The 20,671-nt window shown below is 45.1% G+C and carries 16 protein-coding genes; 13 read left to right on the top strand and 3 right to left on the bottom strand.

Annotated elements, in window-relative coordinates:
• Positions 1-2 precede the first annotated feature (2 nt).
• A complete protein-coding gene (locus V5298_RS10750; protein WP_332931465.1) occupies positions 3-1,526 on the top strand; it encodes a DHA2 family efflux MFS transporter permease subunit in 1,524 nt (507 codons plus the stop codon).
• A gap of 71 nt (positions 1,527-1,597) precedes the next feature.
• On the opposite strand, the gene V5298_RS10745 is transcribed toward V5298_RS10750, so the two are convergent.
• Positions 1,598-3,994: a TonB-dependent receptor gene (locus V5298_RS10745; RefSeq protein ID WP_332931464.1), complete on the bottom strand. Its 2,397-nt coding sequence runs from the start codon at positions 3,992-3,994 to the stop codon at positions 1,598-1,600.
• Between the two features lie 481 nt (positions 3,995-4,475).
• Here V5298_RS10745 and V5298_RS10740 point away from each other — a divergent pair, with 481 nt between their 5' ends.
• The 5 genes from V5298_RS10740 to V5298_RS10720 all read left to right on the top strand — a co-directional run bounded on the left by V5298_RS10740 (position 4,476) and on the right by V5298_RS10720 (position 9,030).
• The gene (locus tag V5298_RS10740; protein WP_332931463.1) at positions 4,476-5,870 is read left to right on the top strand and encodes a ferredoxin reductase family protein; all 1,395 of its coding nucleotides are present in this window, start codon (positions 4,476-4,478) and stop codon (positions 5,868-5,870) included.
• 19 nt (positions 5,871-5,889) lie between these two features.
• Positions 5,890-7,698 (top strand): FAD-binding protein, encoded by a 1,809-nt coding sequence (locus V5298_RS10735; protein WP_332931462.1) that lies wholly within the window; start codon positions 5,890-5,892, stop codon positions 7,696-7,698.
• A gap of 46 nt (positions 7,699-7,744) precedes the next feature.
• On the top strand, positions 7,745-7,960 hold the full coding sequence (locus tag V5298_RS10730) for a 4Fe-4S dicluster domain-containing protein (RefSeq protein WP_332931461.1): 216 nt from the start codon (positions 7,745-7,747) through the stop codon (positions 7,958-7,960).
• A gap of 4 nt (positions 7,961-7,964) precedes the next feature.
• Positions 7,965-8,162: a hypothetical protein gene (locus tag V5298_RS10725; protein WP_332931460.1), complete on the top strand. Its 198-nt coding sequence runs from the start codon at positions 7,965-7,967 to the stop codon at positions 8,160-8,162.
• Between the two features lie 61 nt (positions 8,163-8,223).
• Positions 8,224-9,030, top strand: coding sequence for an IclR family transcriptional regulator (locus tag V5298_RS10720; RefSeq protein WP_332931459.1), 807 nt, complete (start codon positions 8,224-8,226; stop codon positions 9,028-9,030).
• Between the two features lie 85 nt (positions 9,031-9,115).
• On the opposite strand, the gene V5298_RS10715 is transcribed toward V5298_RS10720, so the two are convergent.
• Positions 9,116-9,805, bottom strand: coding sequence for a sulfotransferase family 2 domain-containing protein (locus V5298_RS10715; protein ID WP_332931458.1), 690 nt, complete (start codon positions 9,803-9,805; stop codon positions 9,116-9,118).
• Positions 9,806-10,101: 296 nt separating this feature from the next.
• Between V5298_RS10715 and V5298_RS10710 the strand changes: the two genes are divergently transcribed.
• From V5298_RS10710 to V5298_RS10700, 3 genes are all read left to right on the top strand, one after another.
• On the top strand, positions 10,102-11,025 hold the full coding sequence (locus tag V5298_RS10710; protein ID WP_332931457.1) for a hypothetical protein: 924 nt from the start codon (positions 10,102-10,104) through the stop codon (positions 11,023-11,025).
• Between the two features lie 182 nt (positions 11,026-11,207).
• Complete coding sequence (locus V5298_RS10705) at positions 11,208-12,461, top strand: YHYH protein (RefSeq protein ID WP_332931456.1); 1,254 nt, start codon at positions 11,208-11,210, stop codon at positions 12,459-12,461.
• 36 nt (positions 12,462-12,497) lie between these two features.
• Positions 12,498-12,980 (top strand): hypothetical protein, encoded by a 483-nt coding sequence (locus tag V5298_RS10700; RefSeq protein ID WP_332931455.1) that lies wholly within the window; start codon positions 12,498-12,500, stop codon positions 12,978-12,980.
• A gap of 63 nt (positions 12,981-13,043) precedes the next feature.
• Here V5298_RS10700 and V5298_RS10695 read toward each other — a convergent pair whose 3' ends face one another.
• A complete protein-coding gene (locus V5298_RS10695) occupies positions 13,044-13,730 on the bottom strand; it encodes a sulfotransferase family 2 domain-containing protein (RefSeq protein WP_332931454.1) in 687 nt (228 codons plus the stop codon).
• A 497-nt stretch (positions 13,731-14,227) separates the two neighbouring features.
• On the opposite strand from V5298_RS10695, the gene V5298_RS10690 reads away from it, so the two are divergent.
• The 4 genes from V5298_RS10690 to V5298_RS10675 all read left to right on the top strand — a co-directional run.
• Entirely contained in the window at positions 14,228-17,191 is a 2,964-nt protein-coding gene (locus tag V5298_RS10690; protein WP_332931453.1) for a TonB-dependent receptor, read from the top strand.
• Between the two features lie 128 nt (positions 17,192-17,319).
• A complete protein-coding gene (locus V5298_RS10685) occupies positions 17,320-18,930 on the top strand; it encodes a tryptophan 7-halogenase (RefSeq protein WP_332931452.1) in 1,611 nt (536 codons plus the stop codon).
• Positions 18,931-18,940: 10 nt separating this feature from the next.
• A complete protein-coding gene (locus tag V5298_RS10680) occupies positions 18,941-19,675 on the top strand; it encodes a SapC family protein (RefSeq protein ID WP_332931451.1) in 735 nt (244 codons plus the stop codon).
• A gap of 41 nt (positions 19,676-19,716) precedes the next feature.
• A partial coding sequence (locus V5298_RS10675; protein WP_332931450.1) for a cupin-like domain-containing protein occupies positions 19,717-20,671 on the top strand: 955 nt, incomplete at its 3' end.

The following is a 20,671-nucleotide window of genomic DNA, read 5'->3' as shown; positions in this document are numbered from 1 at the left end:
CAATGAATTCGTCTACGGAAAAAATCCAGCCCCTTACCGGCTTTGCCCTATTTATTGGCGCCTGTTGTTTGGCGATGGCTAACTTTCTTGCCATCCTAGATACCACCATTGCCAACGTGTCTATCGCCAATATAGCCGGTAGTTTAGGGGTATCCACCAGTCAAGGTACCTATGTTATTACCTCTTACGCGGTGGCTGAAGCGATTTCAGTGCCGCTGACCGGCTGGTTGTCCCGTCGCTTTGGCTCCATCCGCGTATTTGTGACTTGTTTGACCCTTTTTGGGGTGCTCTCAGTACTGTGCGGAATGGCCACGAGTATGGGGATGTTGGTGGTCTTTCGCGTGTTACTTGGACTTTCTGGTGGACCGCTAATGCCGCTGTCTCAAACATTGATGATCCGCATTTTTCCGAAAGAGAAAAGCCATGCGGCCATCGGCATCTGGAGTATGACCACCTTAATTGCCCCCATCATGGGCCCCATATTAGGCGGCTACTTGTGTGATGAATACAGCTGGCATTACATTTTTATAGCCAAAGCCCCTTTCGCTATTGTGGCGGCCTTTTTCTGCTGGCGTTTACTCAAACACTTCGAAACACCGTTAGTAAAAAGTGCCATCGACAAAGTGGGCTTGGCCTTGCTTGTAGTCTGGGTTGCAGCACTACAATTAATGCTTGATGAAGGCAAAGATTTGGATTGGTTTGAATCAACACACATTCAAATTTTAGCCATTGTCGCGGTAATCGGTTTTGTTGCCTTTTTAATCTGGGAACTCACCGAGCGAAATCCTGTGGTGGATTTGCGGGTGTTCCGACACCGCGGATACAGTGTCAGTATGATTACCTTATCACTGGCCTTTGGCGCGTTTTTCTCAATATCGATTATCACCCCTTTGTGGTTACAAGGATATATGGGTTATACCGCAACGATTTCAGGGCTCACCACTGCCCATATAGGTATGTTCGCGGTATTTCTTGCCCCCATTGTTGCGAATATTGCTAGCAAGCGGGATCCTAGGCCACTGGTATTTTTCGGTATTATCTGGCTCGGACTATGGACGCTATATCGAAGTTTCGCCTCATTAGACATGACCTATGATCAAGTGAGTTGGCCGCTGCTGGTTCAAGGTATCGGAATGCCCTTCTTTTTTGTGCCACTGACGGCTATCGCCCTAAGCTGTGTGGATGAAGATGAAATGGAATCTGCTGCCGGTCTAATGAACTTTATTCGTACATTATCCGGTGCTATCGCCACGTCGGTGATGACCACCTACTGGACTAACGAAACTCGCCATGTTCACGCAGAACTGGTGGGCGTAACCCACCAGTCAGACACCCTAACCCAAGCCATGCAAGCCAATGGTGAGGTGGGCGAGCAAACTCGAGCGCTATTTGATGCCCTGTTACAAACTCAAAGTGGCATGATTGCCACAAATCAAACTTTTATGATGTTAGCGTCGGTATTTCTTGTGGCAGGAAGTCTGATTTGGTTAGCACCGAAAGTGAAAAAGGCCTCGAAGGAAGCCTAGTCGTTAACGGTAAAAAACAGCGAAGCAATACCCTATATATCGTTGAATATATAGGGTATTTTTATTTAAGTTTAAAAGTTATATGTCATGCGCAATCCTACTTGGCGCCCAACGACCGGTTGAATATCTAGGTTAAAAGTACCTGGGCCGATGCCGTTTTCGTTGTACGGATCCGGTAACACAGAAACCAGCGACGGCGTATCATCATCAGTTAAATTCGTTACGTAGGCTTCTACATCCCAATTATCAGCGCGTAGCCCAGTACGTAAGTTGGCGCGAATATAACTGGGGATCCAGGAAATATTAAGTTCGTCGATATATTGTTTCGAGCGATAGGTGGCGTCTGTGCGAACAAACCAATCAAGACCATTCCCCATGGGGTATTCATAGGATAACGCCACATTGGCGGTATCGGCAGATTGCCCAGCCTGTTGATTGCCTGATACCTGGACACAGTCCACCCCTCTAAGCGTTCCCGTTGCCTCAACGCCATAGATGTAGTTAATAAACACGGAACAGTAGTCATCGTATTCGATGTCGATATGAGAATACCCCATCGTGGCATTTAGGTTATCAGTAATGGAATATTTAATATTTAACTCGGTTCCCCACCCGCTTAAATCACCGGCATTCACATTTTCATCAAGGACATAATCCGTTGGGAATGAATAATCAGTATCACCACCATTGACAGCGTATTCATCGGCGTAATCATAACTAAAATTAATTAGCGCATCGGTCCAATCAATATAATACAGCGAGGCGTTATAGATTAAATCGCCACCTAACATGTAACCTTTAAATCCGACTTCATAGTTCCAAATCACCTCTTCATCATAATCAACGAAGGCGTTAAGGTTGTCGGTGTTGGTGGTGTCACCCGCTCGCGCATCAACCAGCGCGGCAGTTTCCTGGAAAGTAGGATTGATATTATCTAAATTAGAGCCGCCGGGGTTAGTGCCTTTGGCAATCTGGAAATAGGCATTGGTTTGTGGGGAAATCTTCCAGTTAGCGGCAAACCGCGGTAAGAATGAGGGCGTTTTCTTGGTTCGTGATGCCCCACTACTGGCACTGGATGATTCCACCTCATCTTGCTGATAGCGCCCCTCAAAGGACAAGGACAAATTATCGATACCCTCATAAAAAAGGGCGAAGAACACACCCGTGTTAGTGGTTTTATCCGTGCTATCGCCATTTAAGGTGCCTGCATTATAATTGGAATAGGTGGCGTCATCATAATCATAAATATATTGTGACAAGCCCACATGCCAGGACGTTACATCCCCTTCATAAGCCAGTAATGCTTCCCCATAATATTCTTTAAGATTAGAGACAATAGCCCAATGTTCCACATCCGATTCATCTTCAGCGATATCTGAATTATCTTTGTCGTACCAGTATATTTGATCTTCTTTAGCATAGAAGGATTTTAGATTAACCGAATAATCGTTCGCCAAATCCCAATCAACGGCCAGTGAAATACGATCCCTATCATTACGCGTACCCGGATCATCCACATTATTATCGTAATTATCACTAAAGTGGTTGCGAGGATAAATATTTGAGGCGTCGCGATACTCGGTCCAATCCAGCTCCCCCACATAAGCTTTGGCCGTCAGTGAGGTGGGATCATCCGTCAAATATTGCAGCTTGTCAGATTCCCAATCTATGAAATAACTGGGGTTAGGCTCATCATCAATATCGTTGCCAGCATAACGCAATTCCACCGACACAGTGTCTGTGGGATACCAGGCCAGTTTTGCTGTATAAAATTTAGAACTGTAGGCCCCTAAACGTACGCCATCACTGGATACCCATTCATCAGGGGCATCGTAACTATCCTGTGTATAATTTAGGAAATAGCCAAGCTTGTCATTAATGGGGCCTGACATCGTAACCCCTGCTCGCCAAAGACCATCACTACCTACTTCACCTAATATAGAGCTTTCAAAGTCATCTGTCGGATCTTTGGTGGAATAGTTCACCGCGCCGGCAAAGGTAGAACGACCAAATACGGCACTTTGCGGGCCGCGATATATTTCCACCGCATCCACATCATACAAACTAGCAATACCCTGACTACCGGACATGGGCATGCCGTCGAAAAAGGACGTTACACCTTCAACACCACGAATACTAAAATCAGCTATACCCCGCGATCCGTCTTCGTCAAACTCAATACCTGGCGAGGTTTGAAACATATCACCCGGTTCACTGATCCCTTGCTCGTGCAGGGCATCATCGGTGAAGACATTAATGGCAACGGGCACATCATTAATGGATTCCGTACGTTTTCGCGCACTCACTTCAATAATTTCCATGGGCTTGGTATCGGTAGCGGTATCTTCTGCTGCCACTGTCGATTCATCAACTTGTGCATGTGCAGTAAAACTCGTTGCAAGTAATATTGCGGAGCATGAAGTAAGTACACCTGACATCTGCTGTGGTTTTTTATGGTATCTCGTCATTTTACTAGCTCTCTATTGCTTCTTTTACTTTGACGTGTTCATGCAACAACTCACGCAGGGCTCGCTAAATTAGCAATAACAGAGGCGACATGATTGCACTAACACATGAATTCGATGACGTGCTGGGGCTCTATCCGTTCACGGCATCAAAATTAATAGCTCAAAACATTTTATTAACAAATATTTAATATTAAGCTACTTTGCTCATGAATCATGAAGCAAGAATTTCCGTAAAATCGATTCACCATGTGAAACTGAGCTTTTCCATTGGTATCAAAACAAGGGCTAGGGCGAGATTAGTTATTTAGTTTAAAAGACGAATGACATATATGGAGGTTTAAGAGCAAGCTGACAATTTCTTTACGATATTGTTACAAAATCGTTACCATACTGTTTCGTGATGTGAAATTGGTGTGTTTTTATTAGCCTTTTTTAACGGCAGAATGATCTTAACTCCAGCGTAACAGGCGAGATAAGATCGATGATAACTTCTAATAATCTACCCGCATCTTCATCAGGACGGGATGTCACAAAGCCCCTTCCAGTAAGTTATAAGCAACTCACAATCATTTACATGGTATTGCTCATTGTGCCATGGGTGCTGTCTTTCGAAGACGGTTTAGCGATTCGAGGACTATTCCAAGAGTCAGTTGTTTTCCTCACCATTGTCGGCATGACAATGATGTACTTACAATTTCTATTTAGTACCCGGCACCCTGCTATCAGCAATACCTTAGGTATTGACCAAGGCATGCGACTTCACCGAAAAATGGGGGAATGGTTAGGACTATTATTTTTCTTGCACCCCCTTTTAATTCTAGCGCCAAGATTTTGGTTAGCGCCACAATTAGCCTGGGGAGATCTATGGTCCGCTTTTAGTGCTGATGAATCCTTAACCGGTTTGATTGCTTGGTTTGGCCTCATCATCTGGGTGTTGATGTCCATGTTTAAAGAGAAGGTTGGCTTAAGTTATGAGGCTTGGCGCTATGGTCATAGCATTGGCTTTGTTGCCATTATTATTTTAGCCACCCATCATGCTGTTACGGTTGGCCGACATGGCCGTTATGACCCCTGGTTTGATGTGTTATGGATCAGTTTGTGTTGTTTGGCTGTAGGCGGGGTCATTTACAATTATACCGTGCGTCCTATGCGCACTAAACGCCAACCCTTTAAAGTTGTCGATTGCCACAAAGCCGGCACTGATGATTGGTGTCTGACAATAGAAAAAGACGGTGATTTCGATTTTCGTTTCGATGCCGGGCAATTCGTATGGCTGTCTTCTGCCGACAACGCATTTAACCGTAGAGAACATCCATTTTCCATTGCTTCAGCCCCCAGTCGCTTGCCTCAAATGTCTTTTATCATCAGGGCGCTGGGTGACTATACACGTAACCTGGATCAGCTCAAACCCGGCATGCCTGTTCATATTGAAGGGCCCCATGGGGCATTTACGCTAAATAACAGGGTCAATGAAGGCATTGCACTTATTGCAGGCGGAGCCGGTATTGGCCCCATACTCGGGATCCTTCGCTCACTACGAGAGCAAGGGGATAAGCGCCCCATCCGTCTCATTTATGGGAACCGAAATTTCCAGCAATGTGTCTTTCAGGAGGAAATTGAAGCCTGTTGCAACGATCTCGATTTTAAGCAAATCCTTGTATTGGAAAACCCACCCTCTGCTGACAAATATGCTGGAACCGTCTATAGCGGCTTTATCAATCCTAGCATTCTCACTGAACACGTTTGCAGCCCAGAGCAGACGAATTGGGACTACTACATCTGTGGTCCCAAAATCATGGTACACGCTGTGGAAGATCAGCTTAAGTCACTGAATGTCGCCAATAATCGCATTATTTTCGAAGCATTGTCGTTCTAAATAAAAAGGAGATTAACCAATGAGTCAATCTGATACCCCCAATAACGTATCGCGACGAGATTTTATGCGTCTAAGTGCGCTGACTACTGCCGCAATTGCAGCACCGATGCTGATCAATACAGCCGCGCGCGATATGAGCAAAACACCCGATGCCGAAACACAAACCGATTTATTAATTATCGGCAGTGGCTTTGCCGGCACTTTTGCCGCCTTAGAAGCAAGAAAACAAGGTTTAACGGTCACCATGTTGGATAAGGGCACCGTGGGCTGGTCAGGCATGTCCCCTTGGGCATCCGACAGTCGCCCCTTCGATCCTACCATTTACGACAGAGACGAGTGGCACCGTAATCTGGCCATCAATACAGAATACCTGTATGACCGCAACTGGATCGATATCTTTATGGATGAGTCCTTGGATCTGTTCTATACGCTAATGAAAATGGGCGCTAACGAAACTCGCCCTTTTGAGCGAGGCTCCACCGTATTTCGTAAGGCCCTCGAAGAAAAAGGGGTCAACATTATTGAACGAGTCATGGCCACAGATCTTATTAAGGACGTCAATGGTGCGGTATGTGGTGCCGTTGGATTTACCTATGATGACTCGTCCCAGGATATGAGTTCTGTCACCATTTACTCCAAAGCCGTGATCTTATGTACCGGCGCTGGCAGTTACAAAAGCCCTGGATTTCCTATCTGGGGGCAAACCTTTGATGGCGATGGGATGGCCTATCGCGCCGGTGCTTACATTACAGGCAAAGAGTTTAATGATACCCACCCGACCTTTGGCAATTATCCGGCAGCATCGTACAACTTTTGGGAATTCGCCCAACAAATTAAAGGCGCCTATGTGATGGCGGGACCGCCTGATCCCCTTAACGGCGGTTTAAACCTTGGTTTGGCATTACGGGCAAGCGAAGGCAAGGTTCAGCGTGGAGGACGCCCCTTAGGGGGGCCAGTATCCGCAGACAACAGCCATTATAAAAACAAAGGCTATTTGGCATTGCCCGGCTTGACCGTTGAATTCGGTGGTCCGCCCCCTATCAGGGAAGATGAAGATCGTAAAAGTTTGGGGGCCATTGTGGGCGGTTCAACAGCAGGCATGGGTGTGCATAAAGGCGAAGGCGTATTCAATAGCGACTATACCTGTGCTGCCGACGGCGTACCCGGTCTGTATGCAGCTGGCGATGCCTTGGGCTCCATGATGTGTGGTTGTGTTTATCCAGCAAGGGGGTTTTCCTCTTACGGCTCAGCAATTCAAGGCCGTCGAGCCGCCAAACATGCCGTTGACTATGTTAAGTCAATCAGCGCCCCAAAAGTGGACAAAAGCCATGTAGATAGCCTCATTAAAGCCATTTGGGCACCACTGGAAAACAAACAGGGATTTAGTGCCGAATGGGGGACACAAACCCTGCGCAATACCATGACGCCCTATCATATTTTATATATTCGTGAAGAACGTCGATTAGAAGGCGCACTCTCTTCTATTGAATATTTACGCCATCAAACCATGCCAAAAATGATTGCCCGCGATGGTCACGAACTTCGCATGACCCACGAGCTAAATAACATGCTGCTTAACGCAGAAATGAAGTTACGGGCAGCCATGTTTAGAACGGAAAGCAGAGGAACCCATTTCCGCGAAGATTATCCTGCCCGAGATGATGACAACTGGCATTGTTGGGTAAAAATAAAACAAGAAGGTAACGGGATGGCGTTAAGCAAACACCCCTTACCTAAAGAATGGCGACCGGCATCCAATATTCCCTATCGGGAAGCCTACCCTAGGGAGTTCCCCGGTGAAGACGAGTATTTGAACAACACAATCTAATAGTTAGCTGATTATATTAGTGAAATTAATTAAATAAGGAAAAACAATGGCTATTGAAAAAATACATGGCTGCATTGGTTGTGAAAATTGCGTCAAGGCCTGTCCCACTGATGTTATCCGCATGGATACTAAGTCGGAGCAAGCCTATATCGCGTACCCCAATGAGTGCCAAATCTGCCACCTTTGTCGGCTTAGTTGCCCGGTTGATGCCATTACATTAACGCCCGACAAAGCCATATTACCCACTACATCATGGGGATAACCGTATGCACAACGCGAATAAAACCATCTTTTCTACAAAGCGACGGAAACTGCGCTATCTACTCTTAGCTAGCGTGATATTTGTATTTGGCTGCGATATTGCTCCACCTGAGGTTAAGTTTCAGCCAGATGCGCCTCCTGCAAAGGAAAAACCGCCCGCCCAAGTTAAACCACATGCTCCAAAAGACGTGCCGGAAAAATAAATACAACATCAGTTCACTGCGTTCCACGAGCGCCGTGAACTGACTATGTAAAGGAAAACCCATGTTGAGCTTTAATGTGCAAAAAGAACATCCAAATGCTATTGGTAAGGCAATGGAAATATTGACCTTGTTAACCGAAAGCCATTGTGAATTAGGTACGAGTGAGATCGCATTACGCCTAGGATTTAATAAAGCAACCACTAGTCGTACCCTACAAACTTTGTGCAACTATGGTTACATCATGCACAACCCGATTAGCAAAAAGTATCGACTTGGCCCTCTTGCATACAAAATGAGCATGAACATCTATGTTCAGAACTTTCATCACATTATTGGTATTGCCCGCAGCTATTGTGAACAACTTTGTGCAAATATTAATGAAACCGTATCCTTTGAAGTATGGTGTGGCGAAAGTACCGTAGCCTGTTATATTGCAGAATGTAGACATAAACTTCGGGCCGTCCCCAATGCGGGAAATCAAACTAAGGACATTACCGTAGATGTCTTACCCAATCATGCTGCGGCCGGAGCTAAATCCATCCTCGCATTCAAAAGTATTGAAGAATCTAACCAAATATTACAACGTCAACCACTCATTAAATATACGCCCAAGACACTGACCGTTCCCGATGAAATTCAAGCGCGACTAAAGCAGTTTAACCGACAAGGATATGCCACCGATATAGAAGAAATGTATGAAGGAATATGTGCTATTGGCGTGCCTATTTTCGATCAGTTCAACCGCCCCGTTGCCGCCCTGGTACCGGTGATCCCAACCGTGCGTTTCACGTTAGAAAACGAACGAAGAATCGTCCAAGAGACAAAGGCCATTGCCCGTATGATCTCGAATAAAATGAACTGTAAATAGTGAGTTTCGCAGTGCCGAGCTCCCCATTTATTGACACATAAGGCTATGCAGCCATACCCGTTGCGCGGGAAAAATGGATAAAAACCTATTCCCCAAATACATAGCCAAAATGCGCGATATCTTTGGCATAAAGGCGATTCACATGAGCAAGAAGTTCATCATCAAAATATTCCGTATAGTGTTTCTTTACACGGTCTTTCTCGCGACTAAAAGTATGCCGACACTTCCTCAAAATGGCTCGGCGAAAACCAAAAGAGTTATTTTTGTGGGGCAGACGGCCATTGTCTATGCCTAACTTGTCACAAATGAGAGAAAAAGAACCCTGTAAATCTTCAAACCGGCCAATAAAATCAACGTTCTGCTTGCCAGAGTCATCAAATAAAAAATCGTATTGCGGAATAACATGCCGATAGGCATCACTGAAGGGATCAGGATCGGGAAAGCCATGTAATACGAACTCTTTAAGGGACATGGTTCTATCGATTTTTTTGTGCAGATATTCTGATACCAGACGCTGCCATGGATTACGCACAAAACCAAAGGTAAAGTAACTCCCGTAGGTTTTTTCATCCATATGACCACAGGAAACATATTCTACACTACGCAGATGGGCTAACCTAGAAGGTCCCTTCGATGGATCTTCATTTTTCACCAAAAGCAGTTCTTCGCAATATTTCCCATTAAGTTGATGCTTGTCTTTAAAAAATTGCTCAATACTTTGCCCTGCCGTTTTCGGCACATGAACAAATACACACTGAAATTTGTGAGAAATCATATAAAGAAACTTACCTTTGCAAAAATTAAGAAGCGTTTATCGTCCATCACCATGATGAAATTGGGGGCAAACATCATGGGTAAATGATGGACAACAAACTTACAACCTAAGACCTATTTATTTTTTTTAGTGCTGTGATTTACCCAATCTTTTCACGCAATAAACTTTAGCATACATATAAAGTATTTTTACATCCCCTCAATAATGTAAAGTACTAGTAAAGAGGTAAACCACATCGCTATGTTTAGGTCAGAATAAAAAGTAACCAAACCTTCAATCACTATCACAGCGATACTATGACAAACTCAATCACCCCAACCCCGGCTGTTATTTGCTTAACCAGTTTATCTCATTCAGGCTCGACCGTTTTTTCCATGGCCTTAGCGTGTCATCAAAACACCGTGTCATTAGGCGAAGTATATCAAGTACTACGAGAAGGCCCTGAATTTTGGCTGGGTGCTAACGACAAAGTGTGTAGTTGTGGCCAACCGGCGTCAGAGTGTGAGTTTTGGGGACCGGCATTACGCAAGCTAACCGACAAGCAAGTGACGTCACCCAATGCTGATGGCTATTATGGCCAGGCATATCAGCTCTTACTTGAAGAGTTTCGTCGTATTTACTCTCCACAGATGCAAGCAATCGATACCTCAAAAGGCGTTAAACATTTAAAACTACTGGCAAATAGCAATGCAATAGACACCCGTATTGTGTTTTTGATCCGTGACGTACGCTCATATTCTTGCTCTCAAACCCGCTTAGCCAGAGCTCAAGAAAGAAAAGGCCTTAAAAAGGTTAAAGGACATCACTGGTATCAAATGTTACGTTGGCTAGTGAACAATAAAAAACGGGAATCATTACTGACGTCGTTAAACCTGCCATTTATCACCACAGGCTACGAACCCTTCTGTTTTGAAAAAGACAAGGTTCTGTCTGAGACATTCTCGTTTTTAAACTTACCCACACAACATTGTTCAGCAAATATGGCTGAATCGAAACACCATGTTCTGTTTGGAAATCCCATGCGTCATTGTAAAACCCGCAAGCAGAAAGTCCACTATGATAGTCGTTGGTTTAAGGAAACCGGCTATCTCGCACCGGCGGCATTTCTCCCCTTCGTTATGCAGTACAATAAAGCAAAAGTATATCATTCCGATAATCAAACGAATACGGATCTGGCGTCACCAGAAAAACCCTTCCCAGATTATGAGCCCCAACCTTGATAAGAGACATTTTGTCTCTAGTTTCAAAGTAATAGAAGGTTCCTCCATAACTGCGAAACAACTGCACATTTACTCCATATTTACACAGTATGCTTAGGTTTCGGATACGAAACGATAAGTGATATGCCATGAATAAAACAATATGTGCTTTTAGAAAGTCCCTATTCTGTTGGCTCCTTATAATGGGGTTGTCTGCCTGTTCAGGGGATGATTCCAACAATACCGATTCCGATTTAACGGACACCGTGGTAGATACAAGCGATGACGACACCCTTGATGAAGACAGTGTCGACACCTCGGTCTGGATAATCAATGAATCCGGTGAACTCTCTGAACATATTCTCGATTCCACAACGGGGATTGGCGTAGAAGTTAATGTGCAATCAGTCAATGTGGAAGACGTAGAGGACAAAGAATATGTGGTGGTCTCCTCGCAAGGTATACCGGACTACGAAACCACCATTACCCAAGATATTCTCGATACCTTAACCGGGCGCCCCAAAGCCAGCACAGATTTTGTTGATGGCAGCCCAACCGTCGAGGTTGGCGATGTCATCTCATTTGGTGAAGATGTTGGCTACAGCAGTAACAGTAACTGCACGTTAGATTACGGCTACGGTTACTGGCCTCCTGGTCCTGAATGTCCAACCCAGGACGAAAGAACCGTATACCTTCCCGTGGAGCCCACTCCCACAGAAGAAGTCTGCGAAAACGGCTTATCTAAAGTGGGGATCATGGTTAATGGCACCTCTATTTATAACTGGGCTGATGGCATGAGTTATAACAATCAGGGGGCATGGCAAACCCTTGCACCAGAAGCAGAACTCTATGATGTAGATATTTGTGGCGGTCATGCAGCAGGGACCGATTATCACCATCACTTTTATAGCGCCTGTTTAGCTGAGCTACTAGGCGATGACGGTTCTGCCCATTCCCCACTCTATGGTTATGCGGCCGATGGCTATCCTATTTACGGACCCTACGAAGCCGACGGGCAACTGGCCGTAAGTTCATGGGTTGTGCGAGACTATTCCGATGACACCGTTGGCTGTTCCGATGGCGAACGCAGTTGTAGCTTAGTGGATCAATATGATATTTCCCTAGGTACAGAAGACGTCAGTGATGGCCCTGCCTTTGACGAAGTGGTTACTTCCCTATCAGGGAATGAGTTTGTGGCTGAAAATGGGTTTTATTTTGAAGACTATTATTGGGATAGCACGTTAACCGATTTAGGGGGCGTCTATCTTGATCAATACAACGGCCATACTGATAGCGAACGGGGTTATCACTACCACATTACGATGACCATTGATGACGACGGGAATATCTCTCCAGCTTTTCCTTACATCATTGGTACACGCTATGCGGGTCAATTGGAAGACAATGCCATGGCATCCTGTAGTAGTGACGTTTCAGGACCTGGACCGGGGGTATAAGGACGCCCGAAACGCCCCCCAAATAAGGGAAGTGAAATGAAAATACACCAGATTATTGCAACCCTTGGCTGGCTATGGGTCACAACCACAGCCAATGGCGTTGAGATCCACGATCATATCAGCAAAGAAATCGATCCACGGTTCCCGGTGCCGAAAATAGAAATTCAGATTTATAAAGATGCCATGGACGGCGTCAATGTGCATGTAGAGGTCGAAAATTATGCTTTAGGCGCGCCTGATAGCGTGGCCACGAAAACAGACTTAAATGAAGATGGCGTGTTGCAAGGTCATGCCCACGTTTTTGTGAATGCGGTTAAATACAGTCGCCTCTACGGAATGGATATGCATATTCCCGCCTCGGCCCTTAAAAAAGGGATCAATCAAATTGCCGTTTCATTAAATAGTCACAATCATGAAAATTGGACGAAAAACAACCACAACATCATGAGTTCGGTGTTTTTCGATTTAGCAAAAGACCCGTTCATATTGCATAGCTTTACTTCACAACCCCTTGAGTAGAGGCAACTCATCCATCATGGCTAGGCACTAGGCGTTTACACAACGCCTGTTGTTTTTACTCGATTAAAATACGTAGCGGTGCATATCGATTTCCCGGGAAAATGCCTGAGCCACAAAGCGACGTTGTTCCGCCGTATACACATTTTGATAAGGGCGATGATCATCACGATAATTCCCTTTCGCCCGCACACCTAAGCTGCCGTCAAAAGGAATGGATAATTCATTAAAAACTTCCGCAAGCTGACTATTTAACGCCTCATAACTTACCACCCTATCCACCAAAACATTTCCTTTTTCATCGCAATACTTTGGATAATTAAAGCAAAGTTTACCTTGTTTAAAATACTGCTCTAAGGTCATGTTACTATTTTGACGCTTTCTTACCATATGGTAGTGAGACAAGGTTTTATCCCACGGATTACGCTCCACACAGAATTTAAAATAACTATTCCATATGTGTTTAGGAATGCGGTGTTTAACATTTACCGCCGACGCATGATTTCTGAATTTTTTCCTTTTCAGCCAATGCCCCAAGACGGTCATACTCTCCCTTGGGGATGCCTTGGTCATTTCAGGAATGGGATTCCAGTAACCTTTATAATGCTGCGCTTTATGGGGGGCTACAGCCGGATATATGGGTGTAAGCACATCTTGCTCGTCACAAAACTGCGAAAGATAGACTTCAATACTGGTGCCAGCAGTTTTTACAGTTTTAATGAAAATAAACTTATATTTGTGAGAAATAATCACAAGTTTAACCCTACGTTTTAATCAGAATTGAAAATCTGATTCAGTAGACTGTAGAGAACGCCATTAATTTTCTAATTTAACCTTTATTTACAGATACATTTACATTACTAGGTGTTATGTAAATCCCTTAATTAACTTCTCCACGAAATTAAAAACCTTCAATTGTAACTTTATCAACTTGCTTTCATTTCATGGGGTAAGCCTCGCACCTCAGTAAGAACGACCATGACAGGAATTTGTAATTAAATTGTAAACTCTCGATTTAACAATATAAAAACACTTGCATTACAACTCCAACCTACGTACATTTACATGTAAGCGCTTACAAGTCAGTTTTATGTCAATTTGTAAGCGCTTACATTACTAATCAACGCGATGACTAAAACGCTTTAAAAAATGAGCGAAATATGTCCAATAGCGTATGCCAAGTGAATAGTGAAATGAGAAAGAAGACGTAGAGCGTCCGCTTATTTTCAACCAACACGGCCGGGAAAACCATGAAACCAAATTCATTTAATAAAACACGATTAGCGACAAGTATGTCCTTGGTATTAGGCGCCTTCGCCTCTTTACCTGCCATGGCGCAACAAAGTGGAGACAATGATCTCGTAAACAATGACGTTGAAGTAATAGAGGTCAGCGGGATCCGAGGAAGTCTTACCAAGTCGATGCTAACGAAAAAAGCCGCTTCTGGGGTTGTTGATGCGATTTCAGCAGAAGACATGGGGAAATTTCCCGATACGAACTTAGCTGAATCTTTGCAACGTATTACCGGCGTATCCATAGACAGAACAAATGGTGAAGGAAGCAAGATCACAGTCCGTGGTTTTGGCCCTGACTATAATTTAGTGACGTTAAATGGCCGCCAAATGCCTGCGGCCAATATTGAAGAGACAAGCGCTTCTTCATCCCGCTCATTCGATTTCGGGAATCTGGCTTCTGAAGGGTTTTCTGCCATAGAGGTATACAAAACCAGTTTAGCATCACAACCAACGGGCGGCATTGGCTCCACCATAAATCTGGTGACCCCTAAACCCCTGGATAACCCCGGCTTTAAAGCTAGCCTTGCAGCAAAAGGCGTGTACGACGGTTCTACCGATACCGGCAGCACAATGACGCCAGAAATATCCGGCATTTATAGTCAAACCTTTAACGATGACAAGTTCGGCATTCAGTTAATTGGTTCGTATCAAAAGCGGGATAGTGGTGTTTCCAGTGCAGAAACCAGTAGCGGCTGGTATACCATTAAAGGGAATGGCGGTGACTGGGGTTCATTACCTCAGGACGGTAGCTTTGAAAATGCGCCAGGTGAAAATGACGTATACTCGGTGCCCCGCAATTTAGTGTATAACTTCGATGAAGTAAGCCGTACACGGATCAATGGTCAATTGACACTGCAATATCAGCCAACGGATGACCTTACCGCAACACTAGATTACACCTATTCAGAATTAGAAACCCACACCACTCGTCAGCAACTTTCAACTTGGTTTAATGGTATTCCTTCCTATGGAGAGTATACCGAAGGCACCAATACCGTGGGTTCGGTGATTGGCCCGGTTATCTATGCAGATGATACCGGCACCGATATTGGCTTAGGAACCAGTGATTATACAACCTATAACAAAAATAATTCTCTCGGCCTTAACCTGAAATGGATGGCCACTGACAACCTCAACCTGGAATTAGACGCCCATCACTCTACCGCAGAAGCGGGCCCTGCTAACAAATGGGGAAGTAGTAACGTGATTAGTGCGGTACAGTTTGACCGTGTGTCTACCGTTGTGGACTATTCCCAAGACTTTCCGATCATGAATATTATCTACGCCGACGGTGTAGATGGTCTTGATCCAAGTAGAATGTCCACCTCCGGAACTTCATTTCGTAATAGTTATATGAAATCGGAGATTAACCAAGCCCAATTCCGGGGTAACTATTTCTTGGATGATGGCGTTATTACCAGCATCGATTTCGGTCTCTCAAGCACCGAGGTCAAGAACCGTTCCGCCTATTCCGTTGCCCAACGTGATACCTGGGGTGGGTATGGTACTGCTGACGATTACCCTGATGATCTTTTCATTCAGAAGGATTTAGCCAGCGAGTTCGATGGCCTGTTAGGAAGTAATACCGACGACTTGGAAGCCTTCTATTATGCCAGCGATTTTGGTGATTTAATTGATGCCATATCGGATATCGCCGCAGCCAACGGTGAAACCTTAAGTACCTGTGGTACGGAACTGTGTATGGATCCGGAATACTCCACCGATCGCCGGGTGACCGAACAGCAATATGCAGCCTATATACAAGCCAATCTGGAATTTGATATCGGCGACATGGTGGCATGGATGTCAGTGGGCTTACGATATGAAGATACTCACGTTGATTCCACCTCTTTGGTGCCTAACTACGACGAAGTACAGTGGGTATCAACCAATGAATTCTCGGTTATTGATGATGGTGAAACCCAGTTCGTTTCTGACACGGGAGGTTATGATTATTTTTTACCGTCAATAGATTTCAAACTTGAAGTTATTGAAGATTTATTTGCCCGCGCCTCTTACAGTAAAACCATTACTCGCCCAGGCTATTCGGATATACAAGCCGGTCTGACTGTATCTCAAAGCGCCAGATACACCGGTGGGACGGGTACGGTAGGCAACCCTGATTTATTGCCCTATGAATCCGACAACATTGATATTGGGACGGATTATTACTTTGGCGAAGGCAGTTATGTTTCAGCGGGTTATTTTTATAAGAACGTGAAGAACTTTATTGGCTCTACCGTTTATACCGATTCCCCCTACGATGTATACACGCCCATTGGTGGCGAACGCTATCAAGAAGCCCTTAGCGTATTGGGCGATGATGCCGCATTGGTTGATATTCGCCAGTATTTCATCGATCAAGGCTACGCTGACGACGACGGCGTCATTGTTGGCATTGCAGGCGAAGATCCTTTAATGGAGTTCGATATCACACAGACGGTCAACTCAGACGACACCTACGCCGTAGATGGCTTTGAATTTGCTGTGCAATATTTATTTGGCGATAGCGGCTTCGGCACACTGGTAAACTACACCATCGTCAACGGAGATGTGGAGTATGACAACTACGAAGTAGACGAAACTCAGTTTGTCTTGCTGGGCTTAAGTGATACGGCCAATGCCGTGTTATTCTATGAAAACGACGCATGGGAAGTGCGTGCGGCATGGAACTGGCGGGATGAATACCTTGCGGCTACCATTGATGGTAATGGCGGCGAAAACCCAACATACGTCGAGGCATACCAACAATTGGATGTTAATGTACGCTATCACGTATCAGAAAATCTGGAAGTCTTCGTGGAAGGTATTAACGTGACCAGCGAATATAAGCGAAGTCACGGACGTCACAAAAACATGGTTGTGGGTATCTATACCGCCGAACCCCGTTACAACATAGGTGCACGTTACACTTTCTGATGTTCTAGGGGATAAAAGCGTTGCTGCAAGGAAGCAACAACGCTTATTTTTTAACAGCACAATGAAACTCAACATGCGAATCTGCATAGAAAAACAAATGACCTTTATATTGCTGGGAATGACGTACCATGACAGCAAAAACTGATGACGACACCCTTCGCTCCATTGTCATTGCTGGCGGTGGTGCCGCAGGCTGGCTAAGCGCAGCCATTATCGCTGCAGAGCATAATTTACCTCATAACCCTGCCCTTAGGGTGACCCTGGTCGAATCCCCCAATGTAAAAACCTTAGGGGTTGGCGAAGGCACCTGGCCGACCATGCGCGATACGCTGCGAAAAATAGGTATTGATGAATGTGAATTTTTACTTTCATGCGATGCATCATTTAAGCAAGGCACCCGCTTTATCAACTGGCGAGGTACAAAAAATACCTCCTTGTCACAGGATGTCTTTGACCACCCATTTGGCTTACCCGAAGGCTTTTTTGACACCGATATTGCCGCTTGGTGGTTACTCAATCAAAATAAGAACATTACCAACGGTGGAGCTTTTTCATCTCTCGTGAGTACCCAGCCTGCCCTTTGTGATAATTTTAAAGCCCCTAAACAATTACAAACTCCCCCGTATGCTGCCGTTGCCAACTATGGCTATCATCTAAACGCACACAAGTTCGCCGAATTACTCAAACAACATTGCATCGAAAAGTTTGGCGTAACCCATATTCAAGGGCACATTGAAAAGATCTTAGTGGATAGTAACAACAACATCAGCGCCCTTGAATGCACGACCCCCAAAGCGGGTGAAAAACGTATAGATGGTGATTTGTTTATCGATTGTACCGGCTTTGCTGCCCGACTCATCAAAGGGCACTATCAACAAGCCCTCACCTCCCTCAAGGGATTAAAAAATGATAGCGCCATGGCGATCCAGGCAAATTACGTCAACCAACAAAGCAATATCGCCTCAGCCACCTATTCAACAGCCCATGCTCATGGCTGGTTATGGGATATTGGTCTACCCACCCGCAAAGGTGTAGGCTGTGTATATAGCAGCGAATACTGTAATGATGATACGGCAAAGGATACCTTGCTGAGCTATTTGCAAAACGATCCCTCAACCACAGCCGTAGACGAAAGTGCCATAAGAAAAATCACCTTTACCCCCGGCTACCGCGAACAAGCATGGGTAAATAATTGCGTAGCCATTGGCACATCTGCAGGCTTCGTTGAGCCATTAGAAGCGTCGGCGTTAGTGATGGTGGAGCTCTCGGCGAAGTATGTGGCCGAGCACCTTCCAGCAACTAAAACATTGGCTACAAAGGTAGCAAAACATTTTAATCACAACTTTAGCCAACGCTGGCAACGTATCATCGATTTTCTAAAACTACACTACGTGCTAAGCCAACGAACCGATTCCGATTATTGGTGCGCCATGGCCGACAAATCAACAGCCTCTGAACAACTCAATGATTGGTTGGAACAATGGCAACACAGGCCGGTTACCGTAGGTGATTTTATTTACGCTCAGGAATTGTTTCCTGCCGCCAGTTATATGTATGTTTTATATAGCATGCAGCAACCCAGCACCCCCTCTTTAAATTTAGCCCGTTACAGGGCTGCTCGACTAGATGCAGCGCAAACGGCTATTAAACAAAATCATCAGCGCACGTTACAGCAATTATCTGCCCTTCCCAGCAATCGTGAATACCTTACTGCGCTGCGCAAACAGGCTCGCCCTTAGGACGTTTTTTATGGCAAACCATGTACTACTGAACAATACGCAACACAAAGATCTTCAGGTTATTGAAGCCTACGGCGACACTTATGGTCACAACCAAATGTGCGTGCCTGTATTTCCGGCTGAAGCCCGTCATGCCCAGGCTCACTACCCCTTGGTTTTTGCCAAAGACGCCAACGGACAGTTTCAAATGGTCGCCCTTTTAGGGGTAACAGAAAATGAGAACTTGTTTATTCATAACGGCCAATGGCGGGTATCATACAAACCCTTAGTTATCGAAAAAGGCCCCTTTTTAATTGGCCGAGGTGTCGCTGACAATGGCCAGGAAACCCTGTCTATTTATATTGATTTAGATGATCCAAGGGTAATAGATAGCCCAACGCCTACCCCCAATGCCCACCCGCTATTTTTACCCCATGGCGGCAATACCGACTACATCGACAATATCGCCAATGTGCTAAGCACCATACACCATGGTCAAGAAGCGAACCGGGAATTTGTCAACGCTTGCCAAGGCCTCGAACTCATTGAGTCTTTTGTGATTGATATGGATTTACAGCACATAGGCACACACAGAGTGTCGGGCTTTTACACGCTAAATGAAGATAAGCTTAAGGCGCTTAGTAACAGTGAAATCGGGGAACTTCATGAAAGTGGACATTTACAAACCATCTATATGATGTTGGCGTCCATGTCCCAATTAAGGCAAGTTATCGCATATAAAAAAGCAGCACTGGCTAGCGCTTAAATTAACCGATTCATAATTTGTAAAAATGGAAGAACGAACTTTTGTCAGTTTCAACAGATAAATTGAGCCCATGCCTCCCGGTGGAAGAGTATGTATCTGCCCACTTACACCGTGCAGATTTCGATTTGGCCGACACCTTATCTGGGTTAACCACACCCTGTGTTTTTCGTGGTTTGGTCAATCACTGGCCGGTTGTTCATGCCGCGAAACAATCGGACGAGAAGCTGTGTGCGTATTTATCCCAGTTTGATCACAACGCCCTGGTAGACACCCTGAATCTGCCAGCCAGCGAACAAGGCCGCATGTTTTATAATAAAGCGATGAACGGCTTTAATTTTACCCGAACTCGCATGCCGTTTCGTCAAGCACTGGAACATTTGTTAGCACTTACTAAGCAAGAAGCCCCCGACTCTCTTTATGTGGGTTCAACCACTGTGGATACATGCTTACCGGGCTTTCAACAAACCAATGCCATTGGCCTTGATGGGTTAGCGCCTTTAGCCACCTTATGGATCGGCAATAAAAGCCGAATTGCCGCCCATTACGATGCACCTGATAATCTTATTTGTGTCACGGCGGGCAAACGGCGGGTAACCTTATTTCCCCCCGAGCAAGTGGAAAACTTATACATTGGGCCGCTGCATTTTACCCCCGCCGGACAAGCCATTAGTCTGGTCGACTTTGCCAATCCTGATTTCGACAAACACCCCAAATTCAAAGAAGCCTTGAAGCACGCACAGGTGGTAGAGCTGAACCCCGGCGATGCCCTTTATATTCCTTCTATGTGGTGGCATCACATTGAAGGACTAGCAAATATCAATATGTTGGTGAATTTTTGGTGGCGTACTATTCCCCCATACATCGGTCGGGCGGAAAACGTGCTATACCACGCCCTGCTTACCTTAAAGCAGTTACCCCAAACTCAGCGTGACGCTTGGCAAAAACTGTTCGACTTCTACGTTTTCAGTGAAGATGACGCACGATTTAGTCATATTC

The sequence above is a fragment of the Alteromonas sp. 14N.309.X.WAT.G.H12 genome (assembly GCF_036697315.1).
Taxonomy (GTDB): Bacteria; Pseudomonadota; Gammaproteobacteria; order Enterobacterales; family Alteromonadaceae; genus Alteromonas.
The sequence above is the reverse complement of the archived record's forward strand: the minus strand, read 5'-3'. Positions and strand labels throughout refer to the sequence as shown.